We start from the raw sequence: 22,087 nt of genomic DNA on the forward strand, positions 1-22,087 counted from the left end.
AGGTCCTGCCTGCCGTCGTGACCGCGCGCGCCCTCACCGCGGCGCTGGCGGCGTGCCTGCTGGTGGTCCTGACGTCGCTGCTGCCGAGCCCGGCGGCAGCCGCGGGCCGTCTTGCGCAGGCACCGACCTTCGATCCCGACTCCTGCAAGCGCACCCCGGGCAGCAGCGCCCCCCGCTCCACCTGGGCGCTGCAGCGCCTCGACCTGGCTCGGACCAGTTCGTTCGCCACGGGACGTGACGAACGCACCGGTGCCGGCGTCCCGGTGGCGGTGGTCGACAGCGGCTTCGACGGCACCAACCCGCAGCTTCGAGGGGCCGACGTCGCCTCGCAGCGCAGCTCGCTGCGCAACGACCCCGGCCGTCGCTACAAAGACTGCATCGGTCACGGCACCAAGGTGTCGGCCATCATCGTGGCCCAGCCCGATCAACGACACCCCGACTTCGTCGGCGTCGCGCCGCGGGCGCGGCTGGTGCCGATCAAGGTCACCAACGGCGAGCAGGTCACCACCGCGGACGTAGCCCGCGGTATCGACCTTGCCGTGGCGGCCAAGGTCAAGATCATCAACGTCTCGCTCGCGCTGCCGGTGGACGTGCCGGTGCTGCGCGCCGCGGTCCAGCGGGCCCGCGACGCCGGCATCCTCATCGTCGCCGCCGCCGGCAACGACCAGCAGAACGCCAACGGGCTGCCGGTGTATCCGGCCGCCTACGCCTCGCGCTTCGACAACGTGGTGGCGGTCGCGGCCCTGAAGCAGGACAACACCATCGCGCCGTACTCGAGCTCGCGCTCCTCGGTCGGTATCGCGGCGCCCGGTGACCTGGTCCAGACGGTCGCCCTCGACGGCGGGTACCTCGTCGAGTCAGGCACCAGTTACGCCGCGCCCTACGTCTCGGGCGTGGCCGCCCTGGTGCTCGGCGAGAACCCGGGCCTTACCGCGAGTCAGCTGCGGGACCGGCTCGAGGCCACAGCCGAGGCACCGCCGGCCACCGTCCCCAGCCCCAGCTGGGGCTACGGCGTCCTCGACCCGTACCTGGCGGTGACCTCGCTGCGCGCCGCGCTGCCTGCCCGTGACGACAGCGCGCCGCGGCCGTCGGCCGTCGCGGCCCCGGTGCCGCCGGTGGCGCCGGACCACACCGCTCGCAACCGCACGCTCGCCCTCGCCTTCGGGTTCTTCGGCCTCACGGCGCTGGTGATGGCGGCGGCTGCCGTGCTCCGTGGCCGTCACGGGCAGCACGGGACGGCCGTCCCGCCGGCGGCGGGGTGAGACGGGCTGCGGCCGGACTCGTCGCCCTGCTGCTCGCCGCGACGACGCTGCCGGCACCGGCCGGCGCCTATCCGAACGACTCGTGGTGGTACCGCTACTACGACCTGCAGGGCGCGCATCGCATCAGCACGGGGACGGGCATCACCGTCGGCGTCGTCGACACCGGGGTGGAGGCGGCGCTCGGCGACCTCACCGGCCGCGTCCTGCCGGGCAAGTCCTACGTCGGACGAGGCGACGCCCGCAGCGACGTCGCCGATCCGTCCTCGACGATCGTCGGCCACGGCACCGAGGTTGCGGCGCTCATCGGCGGTACCGGCAGGGGCGCCGGCATGCTGGGGGTCGCGCCGGGCGCGAAGATCCTTCCGGTCGGCGTCTCGGCCGACGGCAAGGCCTTCGACACGGCGGCGATCGGCCGGGGCATCATGTGGGCCGTCGATCACGGCGCCGGGATCGTCAACGTCTCCGCCGGCGAGGCCGGGCGCTGTCCGGCGGCACAGCAGCGCGCCGTCGACTACGCCAACCGGCACGACGTCATCGTGGTGGCCGCGGTGGGCAACACGCCGGGTGGCCCCACCAACCATCCGGCCAACTGCGTCGGGGTGATCGGCATCGGGGGACTGGCGGCGTCGTCGACCCTCACGTCGTGGCGCGGGCAGACGACCGGAGCCGACATCGACTTCGTCGCGCCGGCGCAGAATCTGCGGGCGCTGCTGCTCACCGATCAGCTCTCCAACCCCGACAGCAGCGGCACCAGCGAGGCCGCTGCGCTCGCCTCCGGGGTCTTCGCGCTGCTGCGCGCCCGCTTCCCGCGGGCCTCGGCCCGGCAGATCGTCACCCGCGCGATGTACACGGTCCAGAGCGGCGCCGGTCGGGACAGGTACGGCACGCGTGTCGATGACCGGATCGGCTACGGCGCGCTGCTGCCGCGCTTCGCCCTCACCGAGGCCCCGCCGCCGGACGCCCGCAACCCGATCTACGACCAGATCGATCGGCGGCTCGGCCGGCCGGCGGCTGGCGGCGCAAGCACGCCGTCCCGGGCTGCCGCGGCGAGCACACCACCGGCGGGCGAGGCGTCCCGGCCGCCCTCGGATGCCGCGTCGGATGCGACGTCGGACGACGGTTCGGACGGCGGTTCGACCGCGGCCCCGGCCGTTGCCGCGGGGTTGGCTGGCGCGGCCCTGCTCGCGCTGCTCGTCGCCCTGGCTGCTCGCCGACGGCAGCGTCGGCGTGATGTCCGGCCGGTCGCTGCCACCGAGCCGTCCGTCGAGCCGCTCACCGAGCCGTTCGTCGACCAGTCCGTCGAGCCGCTCACCGAGCCGTCCGCCGGGCCGCTGACCGAGCCGTCCGCCGAGCCGTCCGTCGAGCCCTTCGCCGACCCGTCCGTCGAGCCGCTCAGCGAGCCGTCCGCCGGCGTCGTCGGCCGACCCCGACCCGCGCCCGGCCGCCCGCGACCTCGCTGAGGTCGGGTGGCAGGTGTCCGATTCGTGCCGCTCGGCTCGTTAGGGTGAGTCCGTGCGAGCCACCGCAGCGCGCCGAGCCGGCGCCGTGATCACCACTGCCGTCCTCACCGCCGCGGTCGCGGCCAGCGGAACTCCCGCGTCCGCGCTGCCCGCCGGGCAGTGGTGGTACGGCAAGCTCGAGATTGCCAAGGCCAACGCGGTAAGCACCGGCAAGGGCGTCACCGTCGCCGTGCTGGACACCGGCGTCAAGGCCAGCCTGCCCGACCTCGCCGGGCGAGTCGTTGCCGGCGCCTCGTACCAGGGCGGCGGGGACGGTCGCACCGACCAGCCCGACGGCGCTGCCTACTTCGGCCACGGCACCTCGATGGCAGGCTTTATCGCGGGAACCGGCGAGGGTGCGGGGATGCGCGGGGTCGCGCCGGACTCGAGAATCCTGCCGGTGGTGGTCGGGTCGAGCGACCGCATTCCCGACGAGAACGTCGCCAAGGGAATCCGCTACGCCACCGACCGTGGCGCCGCCGTGATCAACATGTCGCTCGGCATCACCGGTGGCTGCTCGAGCGCGGTGCAGCAGGCCGTCGACTACGCCGTGCGCAAGGACGTCATCCTCGTCGCCTCCAGCGGCAACGACGGCGCCGGTCAGGTCGACTCCCCGGCGTCGTGCGTCGGGGTGCTGGCGGTGGGGGGACTGGCCAAGTCCGCCGGGCTGGTGCCGTACTCGCGCAGCAACTACGGCCCGCAGGTCGATTTCGTCGCCCCGGCAGAGGGCATGACGTCGCTGTTCTTGAACAACACGCTCTCCGCCTCGGACGCGCAGGGGACAAGCATCGCGTCGGCCATCGTGGCGGGTTCTTTTGCGCTGATGCGCTCGAAATTCCCCGACGACTCGGCGCGTCAGATCGTCACCCGCGCGCTCTACAACGTGTCGAACAAGCTGGGCGGCAAGATCTTCGCGAAGCGGATCGACGACCGGCTCGGCTACGGCGAGTTCCTGCCCCGTTACGGCCTCACCGACGCGCCGCCGGCGGGGGCGAAGAACCCGATCTACGACGAGATCGAGCAGCATCTCCGCGCGGCGGGTCCGAGCAGCGGCACCACGGTTGCCCCGACGACGGCCCCGAGCACCGCGCCGACGTCGTCGAGCGCCACGGGCCGGCAGGACACCGGCGGCTTGTCGTCGTCGGTTAAGGCCCTGCTCGCCGCCGTCGTGATCGTCGTCGTCATCGGATTCGTCCTGCTGGCCACCCGAGCGCGTCGCCGACCGCGGGGACCGGTTCCGCCAACGAGCTGATCCGGCCCCCGTCCCGCCCCTGCTTACCCGTGATGCCTTCCCGCGCCGACCGGCCCGTTACGGAGCGGAGTGGCCCATCACGGAGCCGAGTGGTCGATTCCGAAGTGGAGTGGCCCATCACGTAGCCGAGTGGTCGATTCCGGGGCCGAGTGGCCCATCACGTAGCCGAGTGGCCGATTCCGGGGCCGAGTGGTCGCACACGGTGCGACCACTCGGCCGAAGAATCGACCACTCGGCGCAGACGGGGCCGAGGCGGACCGACCACTCGGCGCAGACGGGGCCGAGCGGAATTGACCACTCGGCGCAGACGGGGCCGAGGCGGATCGTCCACTCGGTGTAGACGGGGCCGAGGCGGATCGTCCACTCGGTGTAGACGGGGCCGAGGCGGATCGTCCACTCGGCCCAGACGGGGCCGAGGCGGTCAGTGGATGACGCCGGGCAGGTTCTCCTCGGCGCCCCAGATGTCGTCGTCCTCGGAGAGCCAGGTGGTGCGCTCCCGCTCGTCGTCGTCGCCGCCGTGCTGGCCGTGCATCGGCATCATCATGCCGCGCCCGCCCACGCCGGCCGCGCCGCCGGCCGTCCCACCGGCGCCGGGACCGAAGCCACCGGCACCGCTGCCGGCCCCGAGCGCGCCGTTGGCGCCGCCGCCGAGACCCGCGCCGGCGCCCGCACCCGCGGCGTTGGGGTCGAGCCCGCCGAGGCCGGCACCGCCCGCGCCGCCGCCGAGCGCGCCTGCTCCGCCGCCGAGCCCGGCCAGCGAGCCGTCGGTGTTCAGACCGGCGCCACCGGGACTGATGCCCGCGCCACCGCCGGAGTAGTGCGAGGGGTCGTAGCCGGACGGGTCGTAGGACGACGGGTCGTACGGGGTGGGGGTGTAGTCGTTCCGACCCGGGTCGGTGATCTCCGGACGGGTCCCGTCGATGTCGTCGTCGTTGCGGTCGGGATGCGTCAGGGTGCTGTTGTTGTCCAGCTCCGGCGGCTTGCCGATGGTCGGCGACGTGGGGCCCCCCACATGGGCCGCCGAGCCGGGGCCACCCATCGACGGGGCGCCGCCGGGCGAGCCGAGGCCCGGCGTCGCCGCGCTCTGGCTGGAGCCGTACTGGCCGTCGACCTTGATCTCGGAGGGCACCGTGTCGGGCATGACGTCCATGTCGGACTTGAATGCCTGCAGCAGGGAGTTGTAGTCGTGCGCCGCGGCGCGGTCGTCCCCGCCGGTGACGGAGTTGCCGATGAAGCCGGCCACGCTCTGGCCGTGACCGTAGGTGTTCTTCATCGAGGTCATGTTCTGCGCCATGTTCTGGAAGGCGCTCTGCATGCGAGCCGCGTTCGAGACCTGTCGAGCCATCGTGGCGTGCAGCCCCCGCATGATGGGCAGCGCCGTGTCGGCGTCGTCACCCTCCCATGCGGACTCCAGCTTGCTGATGGCCGAGGCGAGGGCGACCTGATGGTTGTCGGCCGCGGTGCGGACGTTGCCCCAGGCCGTCGCCATCTGGGTCAGCTGCTCGGGGTTGGCCTGCGACATGGCGTCGTGGACCTTGTCGAAGGCGCCGGACCCGATCATGTCCATGATCATTCCGCCGCCGACGCCGACCAGCAGGTCGCGGCCGGCGCTCTCCACCGCCGACGGTGCGTCGAGCGAGCCGCCGACCTGCCCGCCGCCGGCGCCGTGGATGATGCCGGGGTCGTAGTACTTGGGGTTGCCGGGGAAGCCGCCGCCGATCCCGCCGCCACCGCCGTCGCTCGCTGTCAGAGCCATGACCGTCAGCCCTTCCCGTCGCCGGTGCTCGCGCCGCCGCCGCTGGTGTCGGTGCCGTCGGCGGCCTGCCGGTGACTGTTCTCGTTGGTCTCGTAGTTGGTGATCGTCGTGCTCAGCAGCCCGATGACGGTGCCGAGGCCCTGGCCGGAACGCTGGAAGACCCCGCGGATCGCCTCGGTGCGGGCGTCGACGTACTGGGCCAGGCTCGCGCCGGCGTTGTCCACCAGCGGTCCCAGACCGCTACGGATGGAGGTGATGTCGCCCATGTGGGCCGCCGCGCCGGAGGACTTGCCCATCTCGCTCTGCAGGTCGTTCAGGTCGTCCAGCACGCTCTTGAGCGTGTCGAGCTCGACCTTGGTCAGCTTCGTCATCTCCGGTCACGCCCACATCTGCGCGTTGGTGGTGACGGTCTTGCGGTAACCGTCGTGCGCGTCGCGGGTGACGTCCTTGATGCTCTTGAGGAGGTTGTTCAGGTCGCGGGACGCCTTCTCCCACGCGGCCTTCTTCTCCACGTAGAGCACCTGGGCCGAGCCCTCCCAGCCGGCGACCATGGGGGCGAGATCCGCCTCGAGCCGGTCCAGGATGCCTTCGAGGGCGTCGTGCCGCTTGCCGAAGTCCTGCGCGGCGGCGTCAAGCTTGTCGTGGTCGACGTAGATCATGTCGTTGCCTCCCTCAGGCCTGGATCTGGCTGGTCATCAGGGTGTGGTCGCCAGTCTGCTGCGACTCCTGCCCGGTGTAGATCGCGTGGGTCCGCAGCAGCGCCGCGCGCATCTCGATCAGCGAGTTGCGGATGGTCGCGGCGTCGTTGCCGAAGCGCTCGTGCATCTTCGCGTGGGCGCTCGCCGCGTCACCCGACCACGCGCTGAGCATGGTGCTGACGTCCTTGCCCAGCAGGTTCAGCACGGTGTCGATGTCGTCGAGGGCGTTCTGGATCTTCGACGCGCCCGCGGCGATCAGTTCGGTGTTGACGCGCAAGATGGTCATCTCCCCAAGTCCTTCCGGCGAGGCGTGGCGTGCCCCGCGGACCGTTCACCCACCGCGGACCGGTCTCGTTTGCGACCGGCCCGCCGGCGGGATCACGACCAGTTGTTGGCAGCCGCGTTCTCGGCGGCGCGGTAGTTCTCGTGAGCCTTGCCGACGGCCTGACCGATGTTGTTCAGCACGACCGACAGCGCCTGCGCGGCGTCGTCCCACTGCTTCTTGCACTGCAGGTAGGACTCCTGCGCCTGGCCGGACCAGCTGTTGATCATCGGCTGCAGGTCGCTCTCGAGCTGGTCGAGGGTGGCGGTCAGCTTGGCGTAGTTGTTGCGGATGCCCTGCTCACCGGTGGCCAGGGACTCGAACTGGACCTTGATCTCGCTCATGATGGTTCCTCTCGGAAAAGAAAGTCGGTGGGTGCCGGAGTGCGGCGGGTCAGCCGTTGATCTGGCCGGCGAGGCCGGTCATCGTCGAGGTCTCGTCGGCTTCCTGCGTGCCGTAGGTGCGGTGGGTCGAGACGAGGGCCTCGTGCATCTGCCGCAGCGCCTGGTTGATCTTGTTGGCCTGCTGCTCGAAGGCCTGGTGCACCCCGGTGAAGGCGTTGGAGGCCTCGCCGCGCCAGCCGCCCATCATGGTCTCGACCTCGGAGCGCAGGTTCTGGATGTGCCCCTGGATCTGGTTGGACGCGTCGTCGACCTTGGTCGCGCCCTGCTGCATGGCTTCCTGGCTGGTAGTGAACTGGCTCATGCCGTTCCCCTCTCACGCGTGTCGTTTCCTGCTGGTGAAATGACCATACGAAGGGGCCTGCGGGCACGCCAGTGGAACGCGTGGGGACTACTTCCCCTGTCGCTGCCCGGGCCCGGGGAGGAGTCCCCGTCACCGGGGATGGACCCCGGACCAGGTCAGCTGCCGACGCGCCGCAGCGCCTCGCGCTGGCTCAGCGCCGGACCGGACCGCAGCAGCGCGAGCAGCGCGGCCGGCACCTTGGTGACGTCGTCGCTGCTGTAGCCGAAGCCCGCCAGGATGGCATTGGACGAGGCCGCGAACTTCGTACCGGAGTCGCCGACGAGGTAGACGGTGGGGGAGGTCCCGATCGCGCCGAGCAGGGCCGCGCGGCCGGGCGGGACGACGACGTCGTCGGCGAGGCCGCGTTGCGACTGCGCGCTCTCGCTGACGGCGGTCACGCGGAACGAGGGCAGCCGGCTCGGCGGCACCGCGAGGCGGGGTTCGTCCGACCCGGCCCGGAACTGCGCGCAGATCCCGCCACTGCCGGCGGGGGCGGCGGCGATCACCGGGATGGTGCCGGGCAGCCCACTCAGCTGGTCGGTGACGATCGACTGCCACTGGCGGCTCGGCTGCGAGAGCACCGTGCTCTCCGAGGCCGACACCGGGTCGAGCAGGGCGCCGTTCGGTCCGAGCGGCAGCGTCTGCAGCAGCGCCCGCTGCACCGGGGTGACCGCGGCCAGGCCGTCCGGCATCGCCACGAAGTAGCGGCCGCTCGAGGTGCGGACGAGCTGCCCGACGACGGCGTCCACTCCCGTCCGCCGAGCCGACGAGCCGGCGCCGGGCAGGCTCGGCGGAGCCAGCGCCGGTCCCTGCGGGATGGTGTCGAGGAAGGCCCGTCCCACCCGCAGCGGCTGCTCGTCGGCGTAGCCCAGCGACGTGGCGACCCGACCGGCGGGGACAGCGAGGCGGTGGCCGTCGTAGAGCAGGTAGCTCTGCGACCCGCTGCCGGTGTCGACGAGGACGGCCTGCGAGGCCGGCAGCGTCCGGGCCCCGACGTCGTCGCCGAGGTGGACGGTGACCTCGACGCCGACCTGGCCGGGGGAGGTGACCTGCTGACGCGAGCAGGCGGTGAGCGGAGAGCTGATCAGGTCGTCGGCGTCGGGCAGCGACTCGGGCAGGCCGATCACGCCGATCTGCGGCTCCCGCGGGACGCCGGCGATATCGCTGCTGTCGACCTTGACGATCCTGGCGCGCTGCGTGCCGCCGAGGGCCAGCACGCCGGAGGTGTAGTTGGCGATCGAGTGGAGCTTGCCGTCGATGTAGACGTAGTTGGTGCCGGTGTCGACGTCGACGATGATCGAGCCGGCCTCCTTCCACGAGTCGCCGGCCTTCGGGCGGATGAGTCCGAAGACGGTGAAGCCGACCGTGACGAGGACGGCGATCATGATCCCGGAGATCGTGGTGATGGTCAGCCGCCGCATCGGCGGGTCGACGATGTTGGGCTCGCCGGTGATGAGCGCCGCCAGCGCCCGACGACTCTGGAACCGGTACGCCTGCAGCTGATCGCGTCGGGTCTGCACGGGTGCCGGTCCTTCCTGCCCCGGCCGGGGCGTCGGTTTCCGAGACGGTGCGTCGAACAATACGGTGCACGTGGGACCGCGGGGAGGAGAGCAGATGCCGAGAGCCACCATGACGCAGCTGGTGCTGGTCGAGGCTGCGGCGGCCGCCGTGCTCGGCGGCCACGCGCTCGGGCCGGCCTGGTACTACGCCGGCATCGTGGCCGCGGTCGTGCTGTTGCCGCTGGCCCTCGTGCCCCGCGACCGCCGCTGGCTGTACCAGGTGGCGGTCTCGCGGTGGGGGTTGCTGCGACGCACGCGCCGGCTGCGGGGTGTCGCGGGGACGGGGTCGGCGCCGCTGGCCGGGCTGCTGGGCGACTATCGCATCGAGCGTATCGAGGGCAGCCGCGGCGGCAGCGATGTGGCGGTGGTCCGGGCCGGCACGACCTGGACGCTGCCGCTGGTGCTGACCCTCGACGGCGTCACCAACGACGATGCCGCCGTCCCGCTGGACCTGCTCGCCGGGCTGTTGGACATCGAAGGGGTGCCGATGTCGAGTGTCCGGCTCTTCACCCTCGCCACGCCGGCGGCGACGGTCGGCCAGGCACCGGCCGGCCCCGCCGCCCCGCTGCCGCGGCTCGTGGCGCGGTACTGCCTCATCACCCTGGACACCCGCCGCGCCGCCGCGGCCATCGCCGACCGCGGCGCCCCGGATCCGGCCATCAGGCAGATCATGCGGCGCTGCGCAGTGACCACCGAGCAGGTGATGGCCACCGCGGACGTCGCCGTGCGCCGCCTGGACGAGGACGGTGTCGCCGGCCTCTTCGGCACCTGGATGGGACCGGTGGCCGAGCGCACCGGCCACCGTCCCGACCCGGTCAGCGAGGGGTGGCGCGACGTCCGGGTGGGTGGCACCTGGTCGAGCACCTTCGCGGTGTCGGGCCGCGGTCCGGACATCGCCGAGCGGGTGGCCCAGCTGGCCGCGGCGGCGCCGACGCCGGTGGTCGGCACCTGCCTGGTGCTGCGTCCCGGTCGTCGGGGCGCGGTCGAGGCCACCATGCTGGTGCGGATGAGCGCACCGGACGACCGCCCGCCCACCGACGCCTACGCCTCGCTGGCGGTGCTCGCGCCGGCCTACGACCTCACCATGCAGCGCGCCGTCGGCGAGCAGGCCGAGCTGCTGCGCGCCACCACGCCGCTGGGTCTCGGGGAGCGGGTGTGAGGAACGGGATCGTCTCGCTGGAGTGGCAGCCCGGCGCGCGCGTCGAGGCTCCGGCCTCCGGCGTGCGCTTCGGCCGGGGTCCGGACGGGCCGGTGACGCTGCGACTCTTCCGCGTCGGCGGCACCCGGGTCGTGGTCGCAGCCCGGGTTCTCCCGGCCCAGCTCGTCGTCGTCCGGGCGGCCGCCGCCGGTGTCCCGGTACAGGTGGTGACGAGCCGGCCGCAGCTGTGGCAGCCGCTGGCGGCCGGCCTGCCGGGCAGCCGCGTCCTGCCCGGCGCGGACGAGTTGCGTCCCACCGGCGGTCCGGGGCTGATCGTGGACGACCGCCCCGTCGAGGGACGCACGCCGATCGAGATCAGGCCGTGGCAGTGCCGGCTGGACATCCGCTCGCAGTGGGCGCCGTCGGAGCTGTCGTCGCTGGCTCGCTACGACCTCGCCGTCTTCGGTGCCGTCGCCGCCGAGACCACCCGCGCCCTCGCTGCCGGCTTCGGCCTCCCGCGCGGCGGCGCCGAGCCGCTGGCCCGCCTCGACGCGTCGTCGTTCGCGATCCTGCGTCGCCGCGGTGCCCCCACCGGTCCCGGCAGCGGTGTGGCGGTGGTCTCGCTGGATCCGACCTCGGCCGAGGCCGCGCTGCTGGAGCGGGCGCGGGGCTTCGGCTCGCCAGGTGCGAGGGTGCTGCCGTAGCTCCGCCCCGGCGAGCGCGGACGGGCGAGAGCGGCGTCGCAGGCGGGCGCCGATCGGTCTCAGGGCTTGGGCAACCCGCGGGCCGCGCCGTAGACACCCATGACGGCCAGGCCCAGCGGGATCACCGAGAGCACCAGCAGGGATTCGAGGATGTCGGCGGCGCGACCGATGCCCGGCGTGTACCGGCGGCCGGGCAGCGTCACCGCCAGCCCGACGAGGACGAGGGCGAGCGCGGCGGCCGGGGCCAGGTAGCCGAGCAGGCGGGCGTTGCCGGTGGCGTCCGCGGTGGCGGTCACGAGGACGGCGAGCAGCGCCACCGCGCCCGCCGCGAGCAGGGCGATCCGCTGCGCGCGCCCGGTGAAGAGGCGGGCGCGCAGCAGCGTGATGAGGCCCAGGATGACGGCGAGGATCTCCTCGGTGATCCCGTGGCCGGCGATGACCACCGCCGAGCCCGCGATGGCGGCGGCCACGCCGGAGATCAGCCCCGTGAGGTAGGAGTCGGCACGGACTGCCTGCGCCAGGATCTGCTGCGAGTCGACCGTTCCGGTATCGCGGCGCAGGTCGGCGGCGTCCTGCGGGATGGTCGGCAGCGGCAGCCGGGAGAGCCGGAACGACAGCGCCGGCAGGAACGGCGAGAAGGCCAGCGCGACGGTGGCGACGATGGCCGCGGTGGCCGGACCGGAGAGGGTCGTGGCCGTGGCGATGGTGGTGCCGACAGCGCCGAGCACGCCCAGCGTGACGACGCCGACGAAGCCGGCGACGCCCACGCCCAGCACGGCGAGCAGGACAGCCGCCACCAGGGTCGCCGCCCCGGAGGCGACGAGGACCTGCGGCGCGCCGAAGTCCAGCAGCGACCGGTCGCCACCGACGCCGACGGCGCCGGCCGCCGCGGCGTAAGCGACTGCGAAGCCGCCGGCGGCCAGCGCCGGGACGCGGCGGCCGTAGAACCTGGCCACGGCGATCGCCGCCAGCGCGAAGAGGGCCGCGGCGACACCCGCCACGACCGTCGGCAGCAGCCAGCCCGGGCCGCTGCCCAGCAGCCCCAGCAGGGTGACCGCGACCAGGACGCCGGCCAGGCTCGCCGCGGCGCGCATGGTGTGCTCCGGGCGCCACCGCACGGTACGGGTGAGCACCCCGGTGGCGACGGCCTCCAGCACGTCGTCGAAGGCGAGCTCGGGCAGGTGGCTGGCGCGGGTCCGCAGGTGCAGCGTGTCGCCGTCGCGCAGCTGGCTGGCGGCGAGCGTGGTGCCGGGGTCCAGCGGGCTCTCGCCGGCGCGCTGCAGCACCCAGCCGCCCTCGGCGGCGCCCTGGTCGGCGGTCTCGCGGCCGAGACTGCCCACCACGATGGTGAGCAGTTCGGCCACCGACAGCTGCAGCGGCACGGCGAGGTCCACCCGCAGGTGCGACGAGATGATCGTCAGCCGGCAGCTGTTGGCGACCACGCTCGCGGACATCGCCCCTCCTCGAACCCGGGTGTGCGGACCGACGAGCCGCGTGCGGCGGGCCCGTCCGGTTACGATCTCGACCATCGACGCCGGCGCGGCAGGCGCTACGGCAGTGATCACCGTAACGGAGGGCACGGTTGGGCACCGAGCTGTTCCGTCGCCCGGCTCGCCGGCAGGGTCCGCTGGAGCCGCGCGGGGAGATCGTCCTGGAGTCGCCACCCGAGCTGCCCGAGACCGTCGCCGGCGGCGGCGCCGGGCAGGTGCTCACCTACTTGCCGATGCTCGCCGGTGCCGGCGCCACCGGGCTCTTCGTCACCGGTTCCGGCGGTACCCCGATCACCTACCTCGCCAGCGGGATGATGGCGCTCTCCATGGTGGGCATGGCCGCCGGCAGCATCGGTCGCAGCTCCGGGGAGAAGCGGCGCCGCCTCGACGGCGACCGGCGGGACTACCAGCGCTACCTGGAACAGGTCCGTCGGCGGGTGCGCCGGGCCGCCGAGCAGCAGCGCGCAGCGGCGCTGTGGCACCACCCCGATCCGGACACGCTCTGGTCCGTCGTGCTGGGTAGCCGGATGTGGGAGCGGCGACCTGGTGACGAGGACTTCCTCGTGGTGCGCACCGGGCGTGGTCCGCAGCGACTGGCCGTCTCGCTGGTGACACCGGAGACCAAGCCGGTGGAGGATCTCGAGCCCATCTCGGCGCTGGCGCTGCGCCGCTTCGTCCGCACGCACGGGACTGTCGCCGACCTCCCCGCTGCTCTGGCGTTGCCGTCCTTCGGGCGGCTGGTGCTCACCGGCCCGCGGGAGGAGTCCAGGGCGATGGCGCGGGCCATGGTGGCCCAGCTGGCCACCTTCCACACCCCCGACGACCTGCTCGTCGCCGTCTGCGCCAGTCCCGTGGCGGCGGCGCAGTGGGAATGGCTCAAGTGGCTGCCGCACTCGCTGAGTCCGGACGCCTACGACGCCGTCGGCCAGGTGCGCATGATCGGCGACGATCTCGTCGCCGTCGAGAACCTCTTCGGCGACACCATCACCGGCCGGCCCCGCTTCGGCGGCGGCACCTTCGACGGGCCGCATCTGGTGATCGTCGTCGACGGCGGCCGGGTGCCGGGGGAGTCGCAGCTGCGCGGCAACCTGCTGCAGGGCGTCACCGTCCTGGACCTCGACCACAGCACCGGCTCGGATTCCGGGGCCGGGGTGCTGCGGCTGGACATCCGGCACGACGCCCGCGACGGTCGTCAGGGCGAGCGCGCGACGAGGCAGCTGGACATCGTCCGCCGCGACCGGACGGGGCAGGAGACGCGCACCTACGTCGGCGTCCCGGACGCCTTCTCCGTCGTCGAGGCGGAGGTGCTGGCCCGGCAGATGAGCCCGCTGCGGGTCTCGACGGCGAGCGCCGAGCCGACCGACGCGCTGGCCGGCGACCTGACGCTGCCGGAGCTGTTGCGCATCGGCGATCCGCGCAGCGTGGACCCCGCGGTGACCTGGCGGCCGCGGGCGCCGCGGGACCGGCTGCGGGTGCCGATCGGCATCGGTCCGGGCGGGCAGCCGGTGGATCTGGACATCAAGGAGTCCGCGCAGGGCGGCATGGGTCCGCACGGTCTGGTCATCGGCGCCACCGGTTCGGGCAAGTCGGAGCTGCTGCGCACCCTGGTGCTGGGACTGGCGCTGACGCACTCGTCGGAGACGCTGAACTTCGTCCTCGTCGACTTCAAGGGTGGCGCGACCTTCGCCTCGCTGGACGTCCTGCCGCACACGTCGGCGATCATCACCAACCTCGAGGACGAGCTGATCCTCGTCGACCGGATGAAGGACGCCATCCAGGGCGAGATGGTGCGCCGGCAGGAGGCGCTGCGCGCCGCTGGCAACTACGCCTCGCTCCGGGACTACGAGAAGGCCCGCGAGCAGGGGGCGCCGCTGGAGCCGATGCCGTCGCTGTTCATCGTGGTGGACGAGTTCAGCGAGCTGCTGTCGGCCAAGCCGGACTTCATCGACCTCTTCGTCATGATCGGCCGCCTCGGCCGGTCGCTCGGGGTGCACCTGCTGCTCGCCTCGCAGCGGCTGGAGGAGGGCAAGCTGCGCGGCCTGGACACGCACCTGTCCTACCGGGTCGGGCTGCGCACCTTCTCGGGTATGGAGAGCCGGGTCGTGCTCGGCGTCCCGGACGCCTACGAGCTCCCCGCCGCCCCCGGCAACGGTTACCTCAAGGAGGCCACCGAGGGGCTGGTCCGCTTCAAGGCCGCCTACGTCTCCGGCGCGTACACCGCGACCACCACGCAGGGCCCGGATGTCGGCGAGGGGCCGCGGCGCCAGATCCTGCCCTACCAGCTGGACTACCTCGCCCCGCGCGAGGAGAGCCGGGGTGAGCCGGCGCCGGAGGAGACCCCCAAGCCGGACGACCGGGCCGGCCCCGGCGACACCATGCTCGACATCCTCGTCGGCCGGCTCGAAGGGGCTGGCGTCCCGGCGCGCAAGGTCTGGCTGCCGCCGCTCGACGTCCCGCCCACCCTGGACGAGCTCCTGCCGCCGCTGGGCGAGACCGAGTTGGGGCTGCGGCCGGCCGACTGGGATCCGGCTCCCTCGCTGGCCGCGCCGATCGGGCTCATCGACCGCCCCTTCGACCAGCGCCGCGACCCGCACTGGGTCAACCTCGCCAGCTCGCACTTCGTGGTGATCGGCCGGCCGCAGAGCGGCAAGTCGACGGTGCTGCGCTCGCTGATCGCCGGCCTGGCGCTGACCCACACCCCGGAGCAGGTGCAGTTCTTCTGCCTGGACTTCGGCGGCGGCACGCTCACCGGGCTCGCCGACCTGCCGCACGTCGGTTCGGTGGCCACCCGGCTCGAACCGGACCGGCTGCGCCGCACCATCGCCGAGGTCAACACATTGCTGACCCAGCGCGAGGAGCTCTTCACCGAGCACCGCATCGACTCGATGGCCAGCTACCGCCGCGCGGTGGCGCAGGGACGCATTCCGCGGGACGGTTTCGGTGACCTCTTCCTCGTCGTCGACGGCTGGGGGACGGTACGCAACGACTACGAGGCGCTGGAGACCGCGATCACGCAGATCGCCGGACGAGGTCTGGGCTACGGGGTGCACGTGGTGCTCTCGATCCAGCGCTGGATGGAGCTGCGGCCGGCGCTGAAGGACCTCATCGGCACCCGGTTGGAGCTGCGACTCGGTGATCCGACCGAGTCCGAGTTCGACCGCAAGGTCGCCCGGGACATCCCCGAGGCCAGTCCCGGCCGGGGACTGAGCCCGCAGAAGCTGCACTTCCTCTCTGCGCTGCCCCGCATCGACTCGCGACCCTCGGCCGAGGACGTCGTCGACGGCGTGGCCGACCTGGTGCAGCGGGTCGCCTCGGCATGGTCGGGGCCGGTGGCACCGCCGGTGCGGCTGCTGCCCGACGAGCTCGGCTACGACGAGCTGCCGCCGATCGATCCGACGCGCGCCGCCGTGCCGATCGGGGTCGACGAGGACGTGCTGCAGCCCGTCTTCGTCGACTTCGACGCCGAACCGCACTTCGTCGTGGTCGGCGATGTCGAGTCGGGCAAGTCCAACCTGCTGCGTGCGATCGCCAAGGGGATCACCACCCGCTGGACGCCGAAGGAGGCGAAGGTCATCACCTTCGACTACCGGCGCGGCCTGCTCGGGGCGATCACCACGCCGCACCAGATCGGCTACGTGATGAACTCCGTCGCCGCGCCCGAGACGGCGAGCAACATCGTGGCGGCGCTGCGGGACCGGCTCAAGGGCATCCAGGTCGACCCGTCGGCCGGCGAGGTCCCGACCTGGAACGGACCGAAGCTCTTCCTGCTCATCGACGACTACGAGTCGCTCACCGGTGGCGCGGGGCCCAACCCGATGCACGGCCTCATCGAGTTCCTGCCGCAGGCCCGCGACATCGGCCTGCACGTCGTGCTGGCGCGCTCGGCCGGTGGCGTCGGGCAGGGGATGTTCGAGCCCTTCATGCGCAATTTGCGCGACATGGGGACGCCGGGACTGCTGCTCTCCGGAACGAAGGACGAGGGCGCCGTGCTCGGTTCGCAGAAGATGGAGCCGTTGCCGCCGGGACGCGGCAAGCTGGTGCACCGCCGGCACGCGCCGGTGCTGGTGCAGACGGCGCGACTGGCCGCCGAGACCCCGCCGCCGGTGAGCGAGCCGGGTCCGGAGCCTGCTCCGGCGAGCTGACCTGCTCGCCGGAGCAACGTGGCTCAGACCTTGCGCAGCACCGTCACGACGCGGCCGAGGATGGTCGCGTCGTCGGCCGGGATGGGGGAGTAGGCCGCGTTGTGCGGCAGCAGCCAGGCGTGGCCGTCGCGCCGCTGCAGCGTCTTTACCGTGGCCTCGCCGTCGATCATGGCGGCGACGATCTCGCCGTTCTCGGCGTCCTGCTGCTGCCGGACCACCACCCAGTCACCGTCGGCGATGGCGGCGTCCACCATCGAGTCACCGACGACCTTGAGCAGGAAGAGCGTGCCGTCGCCGACCAGGGACTTCGGCAGCGGCAGCACCTCCTCGATCATCTGCTCGGCGAGGATGGGGCCGCCGGCGGCGATGCGACCCACCATGGGGACGAAGACCGGTGCCTCGCCCCGCGGCGCGTCGTCGGAGACCGCGACGGCGCGACGCGCCGCCTTGCCACGGCCGGGAGCCGAGGACGGGCCGGCCGGCTGCTCGCGGACATCGACGGCGCGGGGACGGTTCGGGTCACGGCGCAGGTAGCCCTTGCGCTCCAGCATGGCCAGCTGGTGGGCGACGCTGGAGGTCGAGGCAAGCCCGGCCGACTCGCAGATCTCGCGGATGCTGGGCGGGTAGCCGCGACGCTCCACCGAGTCGCGGATGACGTCGAGGATGGCCTGCTGGCGCCTGGTCAGCCCGGTGACGGGGTCGGGCATCTCGGTGACCTTGGGGCGTCCGGGGCCTCGCCGCGGCGCCGGCACCTCGGCCGCAGCCGCCGCGGGATCGCTCCCGCCCTGCGCCGCGTCGGTGTCGGACGTCGGTGTCGACGCCGATCGGGCTGACTTCTTGGCTGCCACCGTTCGTGCCTCCCCATCGAGGTGAGCCGTCCGCCGATCGGTCATCGGCGACCCGGTTCGATCATCAGTTCGATGGGCCGACCGTAGCCCTCGCGACGAGTCGGATCAAACACGTGTTCGAACGACACGCCGGGTCCGCGTAGAAATTGTCAGACCCCGCTGGTACACATTCGAATAAGCGTTCGTTCGAATGCCCGTTCGAACCGTGTTCGACTCTCGCCCCCACCCGGGGACGAGCACCGATGACCACCGGAGGTCCCAGATGTCGGCCGCTACCACCCTCTTCGCACCGGGCTTCGACGACACCGACGACGCCGAGTTCCCGGGCTCGTTCGATTCGTCGCTGCCCCGCCGTCGGCACCTGGCGGCGGTCCCGTCGGCGCCGGTCGCCGGCCCCCGGAGGATGCGCGGCACGGTGCTGGCGCCGTCCCGTCCGGCTGTCGCCGTCGCTCCCGTCGCGGTGCTCCTCGCCCCGGAGCGCGAGGCCGCGCCGGTCCGGCTCACGCGCCGGGGCGTGGTCGTGCTCTCCGTCCTCGTCGCCGCCGTCGGCGGCCTGCTGGTATGGCTCGCGGCGGCCTCGGCGCCGTCGGAGGCCGCCGGTCCGGCTACCGGTTCGGTCCCGGCAGTGGTGACGGTGACCTCGGGGGAGACGCTGTGGTCCATCGCCTCGCGGATCGCGCCCGACGCGGACCCGCGCGCCGAGGTCGAGCACCTGCGCACGCTCAACCACCTGGACGATGTCGCGCTCGAGCCGGGTCAGCAGCTGCGCACGCGCTGATCGGTTCGACCGGAACGCCCCGACCTGTGCCGGGTCTCGGGGCGTTTGGCGACCCCACGACGGGGCGGTGACGGCGTCACCGAGTGACGAACTGCACGACACGCCCCGGGTGGCCCTTGCGGAACATCGTGGTCGGCCTTAGCGTTCACCCCAACATCTAGTAGTTACAACGATGTGCTTCGTCCACAAGTTGGGGTTCGGTGTCCACAGGGCGCCGGGTTCGTCCACAGGTCGGTCCCCAAGTTGTCGACAGGTTCGTCCACAGCGACGAGCGTTGGGCACGCCGCTGTTCCGGGACACGAGAAGGGGAGAACAGGTGCGCTGTCCGTACTGCCGTCACCCGGATTCCCGCGTCGTCGACTCTCGGGAGCACGACGAGGGCCAGGTCATCCGGCGTCGCCGGTCCTGTCCCGAGTGCGGGCGGCGTTTCACCACCGTCGAAGAGGCGACGCTGGCTGTCATCAAGCGCAGCGGCGTCACCGAGCCCTTCAGCCGCGCCAAGGTGGTGAGCGGTGTCCGCCGCGCCTGCCAGGGCCGTCCCGTCGGCGACGACGACCTCGCCCAGTTGGCCCAGACCGTCGAGGAGGCGATCCGGGCCACCGGCGCCGCCGAGATCGACAGCGACGAGATCGGCCTGGCCATCCTGCGGCCGCTCCGGCGGCTGGACGAGGTGGCGTATCTCCGCTTCGCGAGCGTCTATCAGGCCTTCACCTCGGCCGAGGACTTCGAGAAGGCCATCGTCGACCTCCGTCACGACCGCGACAGCGCACCGGCGAACGACGCCGGTGCTGCCGACCAAGCCGGCGCCCCTGCCTGAGCGCCTGGAACCCCGACATCCCCACATCGTCACCACCCCACCGCGCCACACCGTCTCCGGATCAACGGCGCCACCACAGCATCCGCACCTCCCACCCCCGGCACGCAGTCCCAGGAAGGACATGTTCATGACCGAAGCCGACATCTCCCGCACGAGTGAGACCGACACCGCCTCCGAAGCCAAGGGCCACTACCCGGCCGACGGCCTGCGCGTCGAGCGCGTCTACACCTCCGAAGGCGTGCACCCCTACGCCGAGGTGAGCTGGGAGCGTCGCGACGTCGTCATGACCAACTGGCGTGACGGCTCGATCAACTTCGAGCAGCGGGGCGTCGAGTTCCCCGACTTCTGGTCGGTCAACGCCGCGAACATCGTCACCACGAAGTACTTCCGCGGCGCCGTCGGCAGCGATGCCCGCGAGTGGTCGCTGCGCCAGCTCATCGACCGCGTCGTCAGCAAGTACGCCGCCGCGGGTCGCGAGCACGGCTACTTCGCCTCGCCCGCCGACGCCGAGATCTTCGAGCACGAGCTCACCTGGATGCTGCTGCATCAGGTCTTCAGCTTCAACTCGCCGGTGTGGTTCAACGTCGGCACGACCTCGCCGCAGCAGGTGAGCGCCTGCTTCATCCTCTCGGTCGACGACACCATGGACTCGATCCTGAACTGGTACCGGGAAGAGGGGCTGATCTTCAAGGGCGGCTCGGGCGCCGGGCTGAACCTCTCGCGCATCCGTTCCAGCAAGGAGCTGCTCTCCTCCGGTGGCACCGCCTCCGGTCCGGTGAGCTTCATGCGAGGTGCCGACGCCTCGGCCGGGACCATCAAGTCCGGTGGCGCCACCCGTCGCGCCGCGAAGATGGTCGTCCTCGACATCGACCACCCCGACATCGAGGAGTTCGTCGCGACGAAGGCCCGCGAGGAGGACAAGATCCGCGTCCTGCGCGACGCCGGCTACGACATGGACCTCGGCGGCGCCGACATCACCTCGGTGCAGTACCAGAACGCCAACAACTCCGTCCGTGTCAGCGACGAGTTCATGCGCGCCGTGGACGAGGGCAACCCGTTCGGCCTGCGCTCGCGCAGCACCGGTGAGGTCATCGAGACCGTCGACGCCAAGAACCTCTTCCGCCAGGTCGCCAAGGCGGCGTGGGAGTGCGCCGACCCGGGCATCCAGTACGACGACACGATCAACGACTGGCACACCAACCCCGAGACCGGCCGCATCACCGCGTCCAACCCCTGCTCGGAGTACATGAGCCTGGATAACACCTCCTGCAACCTGGCGAGCCTGAACCTGCTCACCTTCCTCGAGCCGGACAACACCTTCGCCGCCGAGCGCTTCGTCAGGGCCACCGAGCTGATCATCACCGCGATGGACATCTCGATCTGCTTCGCCGACTTCCCGACCGAGTCCATTGGCAAGAACACCCGCGACTACCGCCAGCTGGGCATCGGCTACGCCAACCTCGGCGCGCTGCTCATGGCCTCGGGCCTGGCCTACGACTCCGACGGCGGCCGCGCGCTCGCCGGCGCCATCACCTCGTTGATGACCGGTGTCGCCTACCGTCGCTCGGCCGAGCTCGCCGGCATCGTCGGCCCGTACGCCGGCTTCGCCCGCAACGCCGCGGCCCACGCCCGCGTCATGCGCAAGCACGCCGCCGCGAACGACTCGGTGCGCACGCTGCACGAGAACGACCGCACCGTGCTGGCGCTGGCCACGCAGGAGTGGCAGCGCGGCAACAAGATCGGCGAGAAGAACGGCTGGCGTAACGCGCAGGCTTCGGTGCTCGCCCCCACCGGCACCATCGGCCTGATGATGGACTGCGACACCACCGGTGTGGAGCCCGACCTGGCGCTGGTCAAGTTCAAGAAGCTCGTCGGCGGCGGCTCGATGCAGATCGTCAACCAGACGGTGCCGCGCGCGCTGCGCATCCTCGGCTACCAGGAGGAGCAGGTCGAGGCGATCGTCGAGTACATCGCCGAGAACGGCCACGTCATCGACGCGCCGGGCCTGCGCCAGGAGCACTACGAGGTCTTCGACTGCGCGATGGGCGCCCGGGCGATCCGCCCGATGGGCCACGTCCGGATGATGGCCGCGGTGCAGCCGTTCCTCTCCGGCGCGATCAGCAAGACGGTGAACCTCCCGGAGTCGGCGACCATCGAGGACATCGAGGACGTCTACTTCCAGGGCTGGAAGCTCGGCCTCAAGGCGCTCGCCGTCTACCGCGACAACTGCAAGGTCGGCCAGCCGCTGTCGGCGGGCAAGGAGGCGAAGAAGGACGAGAAGGCGACGGCCACGGCCGAGCCGGAGAAGGTCGTCGAGTTCCGCCCGACCCGCACCCGGCTGCCGAAGTCGCGCAACTCGCGCACCACGTCCTTCGCAGTCGGCGGTGCCGAGGGCTACATGACCGCCGGCACCTACGACGACGGCGCGCTCGGTGAGGTCTTCCTCAAGCTGGGCAAGCAGGGCTCGACCCTGGCCGGTGTCATGGACGCCTTCTCCATCGCGATCTCCATCGCGCTGCAGTACGGCGTCCCGCTGGAGACCTACGTCCAGAAGTTCACCAACATGCGCTTCGAGCCGGCCGGTCTCACCGACGACCCGGACGTGCGCATGGCGCAGTCGGTACTGGACTACGTCTTCCGTCGCCTGGCGCTGGACCACCTGCCCTTCGACGAGCGCTCCGCGCTGGGTATCCACACCGCCTCGGAGCGGACCCGCCAGCTCGAGACCGGCTCCTACGCCCCGGTGGAGGCCGACGAGGACCTCGAGACGATGGCCCAGTCGGTCCCGGTCGAGACCGCCCCGGCCGCCGAGGTCTCGGACGAGGAGGTCGTCGAGGAGACCGCCGTCGCCGCCCCGGCCAAGGTCCACAGCTCCACCGAGCTGCTGGAGACGCTCATGGGCAGCTCCGCCGACGCCCCGCTCTGCATGAACTGCGGCACCAAGATGCGCCCCGCCGGCTCCTGCTTCGTCTGCGAGGGCTGCGGCAGCACCAGCGGCTGCAGCTGATCCGCTGAACACTGACGAGGGTCGGGCCCCACGGGGTCCGGCCCTCGTCGTGGTTTTCGGAGCGGCGTCGT

The 22,087-nt window shown here is 72.1% G+C and carries 18 protein-coding genes; 9 read left to right on the forward strand and 9 right to left on the reverse strand.

The genetic code is table 11. The annotated features are described in order from the left end of the window. Positions 1-17 precede the first annotated feature (17 nt). From AC0NZQ_RS16100 to AC0NZQ_RS16110, 3 genes are read left to right on the forward strand one after another with little or no spacing between them, the layout of a single operon-like run. Positions 18-1,262, forward strand: coding sequence for a S8 family serine peptidase (locus AC0NZQ_RS16100; protein ID WP_474530962.1), 1,245 nt, complete (start codon positions 18-20; stop codon positions 1,260-1,262). Further along, on the forward strand, positions 1,259-2,722 hold the full coding sequence (locus tag AC0NZQ_RS16105) for a S8 family serine peptidase (RefSeq protein WP_474530963.1): 1,464 nt from the start codon (positions 1,259-1,261) through the stop codon (positions 2,720-2,722). The genes AC0NZQ_RS16100 and AC0NZQ_RS16105 overlap by 4 nt, the downstream gene beginning before the upstream one ends. A gap of 52 nt (positions 2,723-2,774) precedes the next feature. Further along, positions 2,775-4,013 carry a S8 family peptidase gene (locus AC0NZQ_RS16110; RefSeq protein ID WP_474530964.1) on the forward strand — a complete coding sequence of 413 codons (1,239 nt, stop codon included), beginning with the start codon at positions 2,775-2,777 and terminating at the stop codon, positions 4,011-4,013. Positions 4,014-4,434: 421 nt separating this feature from the next. Here AC0NZQ_RS16110 and AC0NZQ_RS16115 read toward each other — a convergent pair whose 3' ends face one another. The 7 genes from AC0NZQ_RS16115 to eccB form a co-directional block, all read right to left on the reverse strand. After that, the gene (locus AC0NZQ_RS16115; RefSeq protein WP_474530965.1) at positions 4,435-5,769 is read right to left on the reverse strand and encodes a WXG100 family type VII secretion target; all 1,335 of its coding nucleotides are present in this window, start codon (positions 5,767-5,769) and stop codon (positions 4,435-4,437) included. Positions 5,770-5,774: 5 nt separating this feature from the next. Continuing rightward, entirely contained in the window at positions 5,775-6,140 is a 366-nt protein-coding gene (locus tag AC0NZQ_RS16120; protein ID WP_474530966.1) for a hypothetical protein, read from the reverse strand. Between the two features lie 6 nt (positions 6,141-6,146). Next, on the reverse strand, positions 6,147-6,428 hold the full coding sequence (locus AC0NZQ_RS16125; RefSeq protein ID WP_474530969.1) for a WXG100 family type VII secretion target: 282 nt from the start codon (positions 6,426-6,428) through the stop codon (positions 6,147-6,149). 13 nt (positions 6,429-6,441) lie between these two features. Then, complete coding sequence (locus AC0NZQ_RS16130; RefSeq protein WP_474530972.1) at positions 6,442-6,753, reverse strand: WXG100 family type VII secretion target; 312 nt, start codon at positions 6,751-6,753, stop codon at positions 6,442-6,444. Between the two features lie 92 nt (positions 6,754-6,845). Next, positions 6,846-7,133 carry a WXG100 family type VII secretion target gene (locus AC0NZQ_RS16135; protein WP_474530973.1) on the reverse strand — a complete coding sequence of 96 codons (288 nt, stop codon included), beginning with the start codon at positions 7,131-7,133 and terminating at the stop codon, positions 6,846-6,848. Between the two features lie 49 nt (positions 7,134-7,182). Beyond that, a complete protein-coding gene (locus AC0NZQ_RS16140; RefSeq protein WP_474530974.1) occupies positions 7,183-7,494 on the reverse strand; it encodes a WXG100 family type VII secretion target in 312 nt (103 codons plus the stop codon). 155 nt (positions 7,495-7,649) lie between these two features. Then, on the reverse strand, positions 7,650-9,053 hold the full coding sequence (gene eccB / locus AC0NZQ_RS16145) for a type VII secretion protein EccB (RefSeq protein WP_474530975.1): 1,404 nt from the start codon (positions 9,051-9,053) through the stop codon (positions 7,650-7,652). Between the two features lie 94 nt (positions 9,054-9,147). On the opposite strand from eccB, the gene AC0NZQ_RS16150 reads away from it, so the two are divergent. Further along, on the forward strand, positions 9,148-10,251 hold the full coding sequence (locus AC0NZQ_RS16150; RefSeq protein WP_474530977.1) for a type VII secretion protein EccE: 1,104 nt from the start codon (positions 9,148-9,150) through the stop codon (positions 10,249-10,251). Next, a complete protein-coding gene (locus AC0NZQ_RS16155) occupies positions 10,248-10,934 on the forward strand; it encodes a hypothetical protein (protein ID WP_474530978.1) in 687 nt (228 codons plus the stop codon). Before AC0NZQ_RS16150 ends, AC0NZQ_RS16155 begins: the two co-directional genes overlap by 4 nt. A gap of 59 nt (positions 10,935-10,993) precedes the next feature. Here the strand turns inward: AC0NZQ_RS16155 and eccD are convergent, their stop codons facing one another. After that, positions 10,994-12,388, reverse strand: coding sequence for a type VII secretion integral membrane protein EccD (gene eccD / locus AC0NZQ_RS16160; protein WP_474530979.1), 1,395 nt, complete (start codon positions 12,386-12,388; stop codon positions 10,994-10,996). 128 nt (positions 12,389-12,516) lie between these two features. Between eccD and eccCa the strand changes: the two genes are divergently transcribed. Continuing rightward, positions 12,517-16,566 (forward strand): type VII secretion protein EccCa, encoded by a 4,050-nt coding sequence (gene eccCa / locus AC0NZQ_RS16165; protein WP_474530980.1) that lies wholly within the window; start codon positions 12,517-12,519, stop codon positions 16,564-16,566. A gap of 23 nt (positions 16,567-16,589) precedes the next feature. Here the strand turns inward: eccCa and lexA are convergent, their stop codons facing one another. Beyond that, entirely contained in the window at positions 16,590-17,273 is a 684-nt protein-coding gene (gene lexA / locus AC0NZQ_RS16170) for a transcriptional repressor LexA (protein WP_474531426.1), read from the reverse strand. Positions 17,274-17,676: 403 nt separating this feature from the next. Between lexA and AC0NZQ_RS16175 the strand changes: the two genes are divergently transcribed. The 3 genes from AC0NZQ_RS16175 to AC0NZQ_RS16185 all read left to right on the forward strand — a co-directional run bounded on the left by AC0NZQ_RS16175 (position 17,677) and on the right by AC0NZQ_RS16185 (position 22,016). Beyond that, positions 17,677-18,192 carry a LysM peptidoglycan-binding domain-containing protein gene (locus AC0NZQ_RS16175; RefSeq protein ID WP_474530981.1) on the forward strand — a complete coding sequence of 172 codons (516 nt, stop codon included), beginning with the start codon at positions 17,677-17,679 and terminating at the stop codon, positions 18,190-18,192. Between the two features lie 316 nt (positions 18,193-18,508). Next, positions 18,509-19,009: a transcriptional regulator NrdR gene (nrdR, locus tag AC0NZQ_RS16180; protein ID WP_474530982.1), complete on the forward strand. Its 501-nt coding sequence runs from the start codon at positions 18,509-18,511 to the stop codon at positions 19,007-19,009. A 127-nt stretch (positions 19,010-19,136) separates the two neighbouring features. Then, complete coding sequence (locus AC0NZQ_RS16185; RefSeq protein ID WP_474530983.1) at positions 19,137-22,016, forward strand: vitamin B12-dependent ribonucleotide reductase; 2,880 nt, start codon at positions 19,137-19,139, stop codon at positions 22,014-22,016. Positions 22,017-22,087 lie beyond the last annotated feature (71 nt).

Source organism: Jatrophihabitans sp. sgz311053, from assembly GCF_056135305.1.

Excerpts from the sequence above, each read along its gene's own strand:
- AC0NZQ_RS16115 (WP_474530965.1), bottom strand. The coding sequence starts at position 5,769 with ATGGCTCTGACAGCGAGCGACGGCGGTGGCGGCGGGATCGGCGGCGGC.
- AC0NZQ_RS16120 (WP_474530966.1), bottom strand. The coding sequence starts at position 6,140 with ATGACGAAGCTGACCAAGGTCGAGCTCGACACGCTCAAGAGCGTGCTG.
- AC0NZQ_RS16125 (WP_474530969.1), bottom strand. The coding sequence starts at position 6,428 with ATGATCTACGTCGACCACGACAAGCTTGACGCCGCCGCGCAGGACTTC.
- AC0NZQ_RS16130 (WP_474530972.1), bottom strand. The coding sequence starts at position 6,753 with ATGACCATCTTGCGCGTCAACACCGAACTGATCGCCGCGGGCGCGTCG.
- AC0NZQ_RS16135 (WP_474530973.1), bottom strand. The coding sequence starts at position 7,133 with ATGAGCGAGATCAAGGTCCAGTTCGAGTCCCTGGCCACCGGTGAGCAG.
- AC0NZQ_RS16140 (WP_474530974.1), bottom strand. The coding sequence starts at position 7,494 with ATGAGCCAGTTCACTACCAGCCAGGAAGCCATGCAGCAGGGCGCGACC.
- AC0NZQ_RS16150 (WP_474530977.1), top strand. The coding sequence starts at position 9,148 with ATGCCGAGAGCCACCATGACGCAGCTGGTGCTGGTCGAGGCTGCGGCG.
- eccD (WP_474530979.1), bottom strand. The coding sequence starts at position 12,388 with ATGTCCGCGAGCGTGGTCGCCAACAGCTGCCGGCTGACGATCATCTCG.
- lexA (WP_474531426.1), bottom strand. The coding sequence starts at position 17,273 with ATGCCCGACCCCGTCACCGGGCTGACCAGGCGCCAGCAGGCCATCCTC.
- AC0NZQ_RS16175 (WP_474530981.1), top strand. The coding sequence starts at position 17,677 with ATGTCGGCCGCTACCACCCTCTTCGCACCGGGCTTCGACGACACCGAC.
- AC0NZQ_RS16185 (WP_474530983.1), top strand. The coding sequence starts at position 19,137 with ATGACCGAAGCCGACATCTCCCGCACGAGTGAGACCGACACCGCCTCC.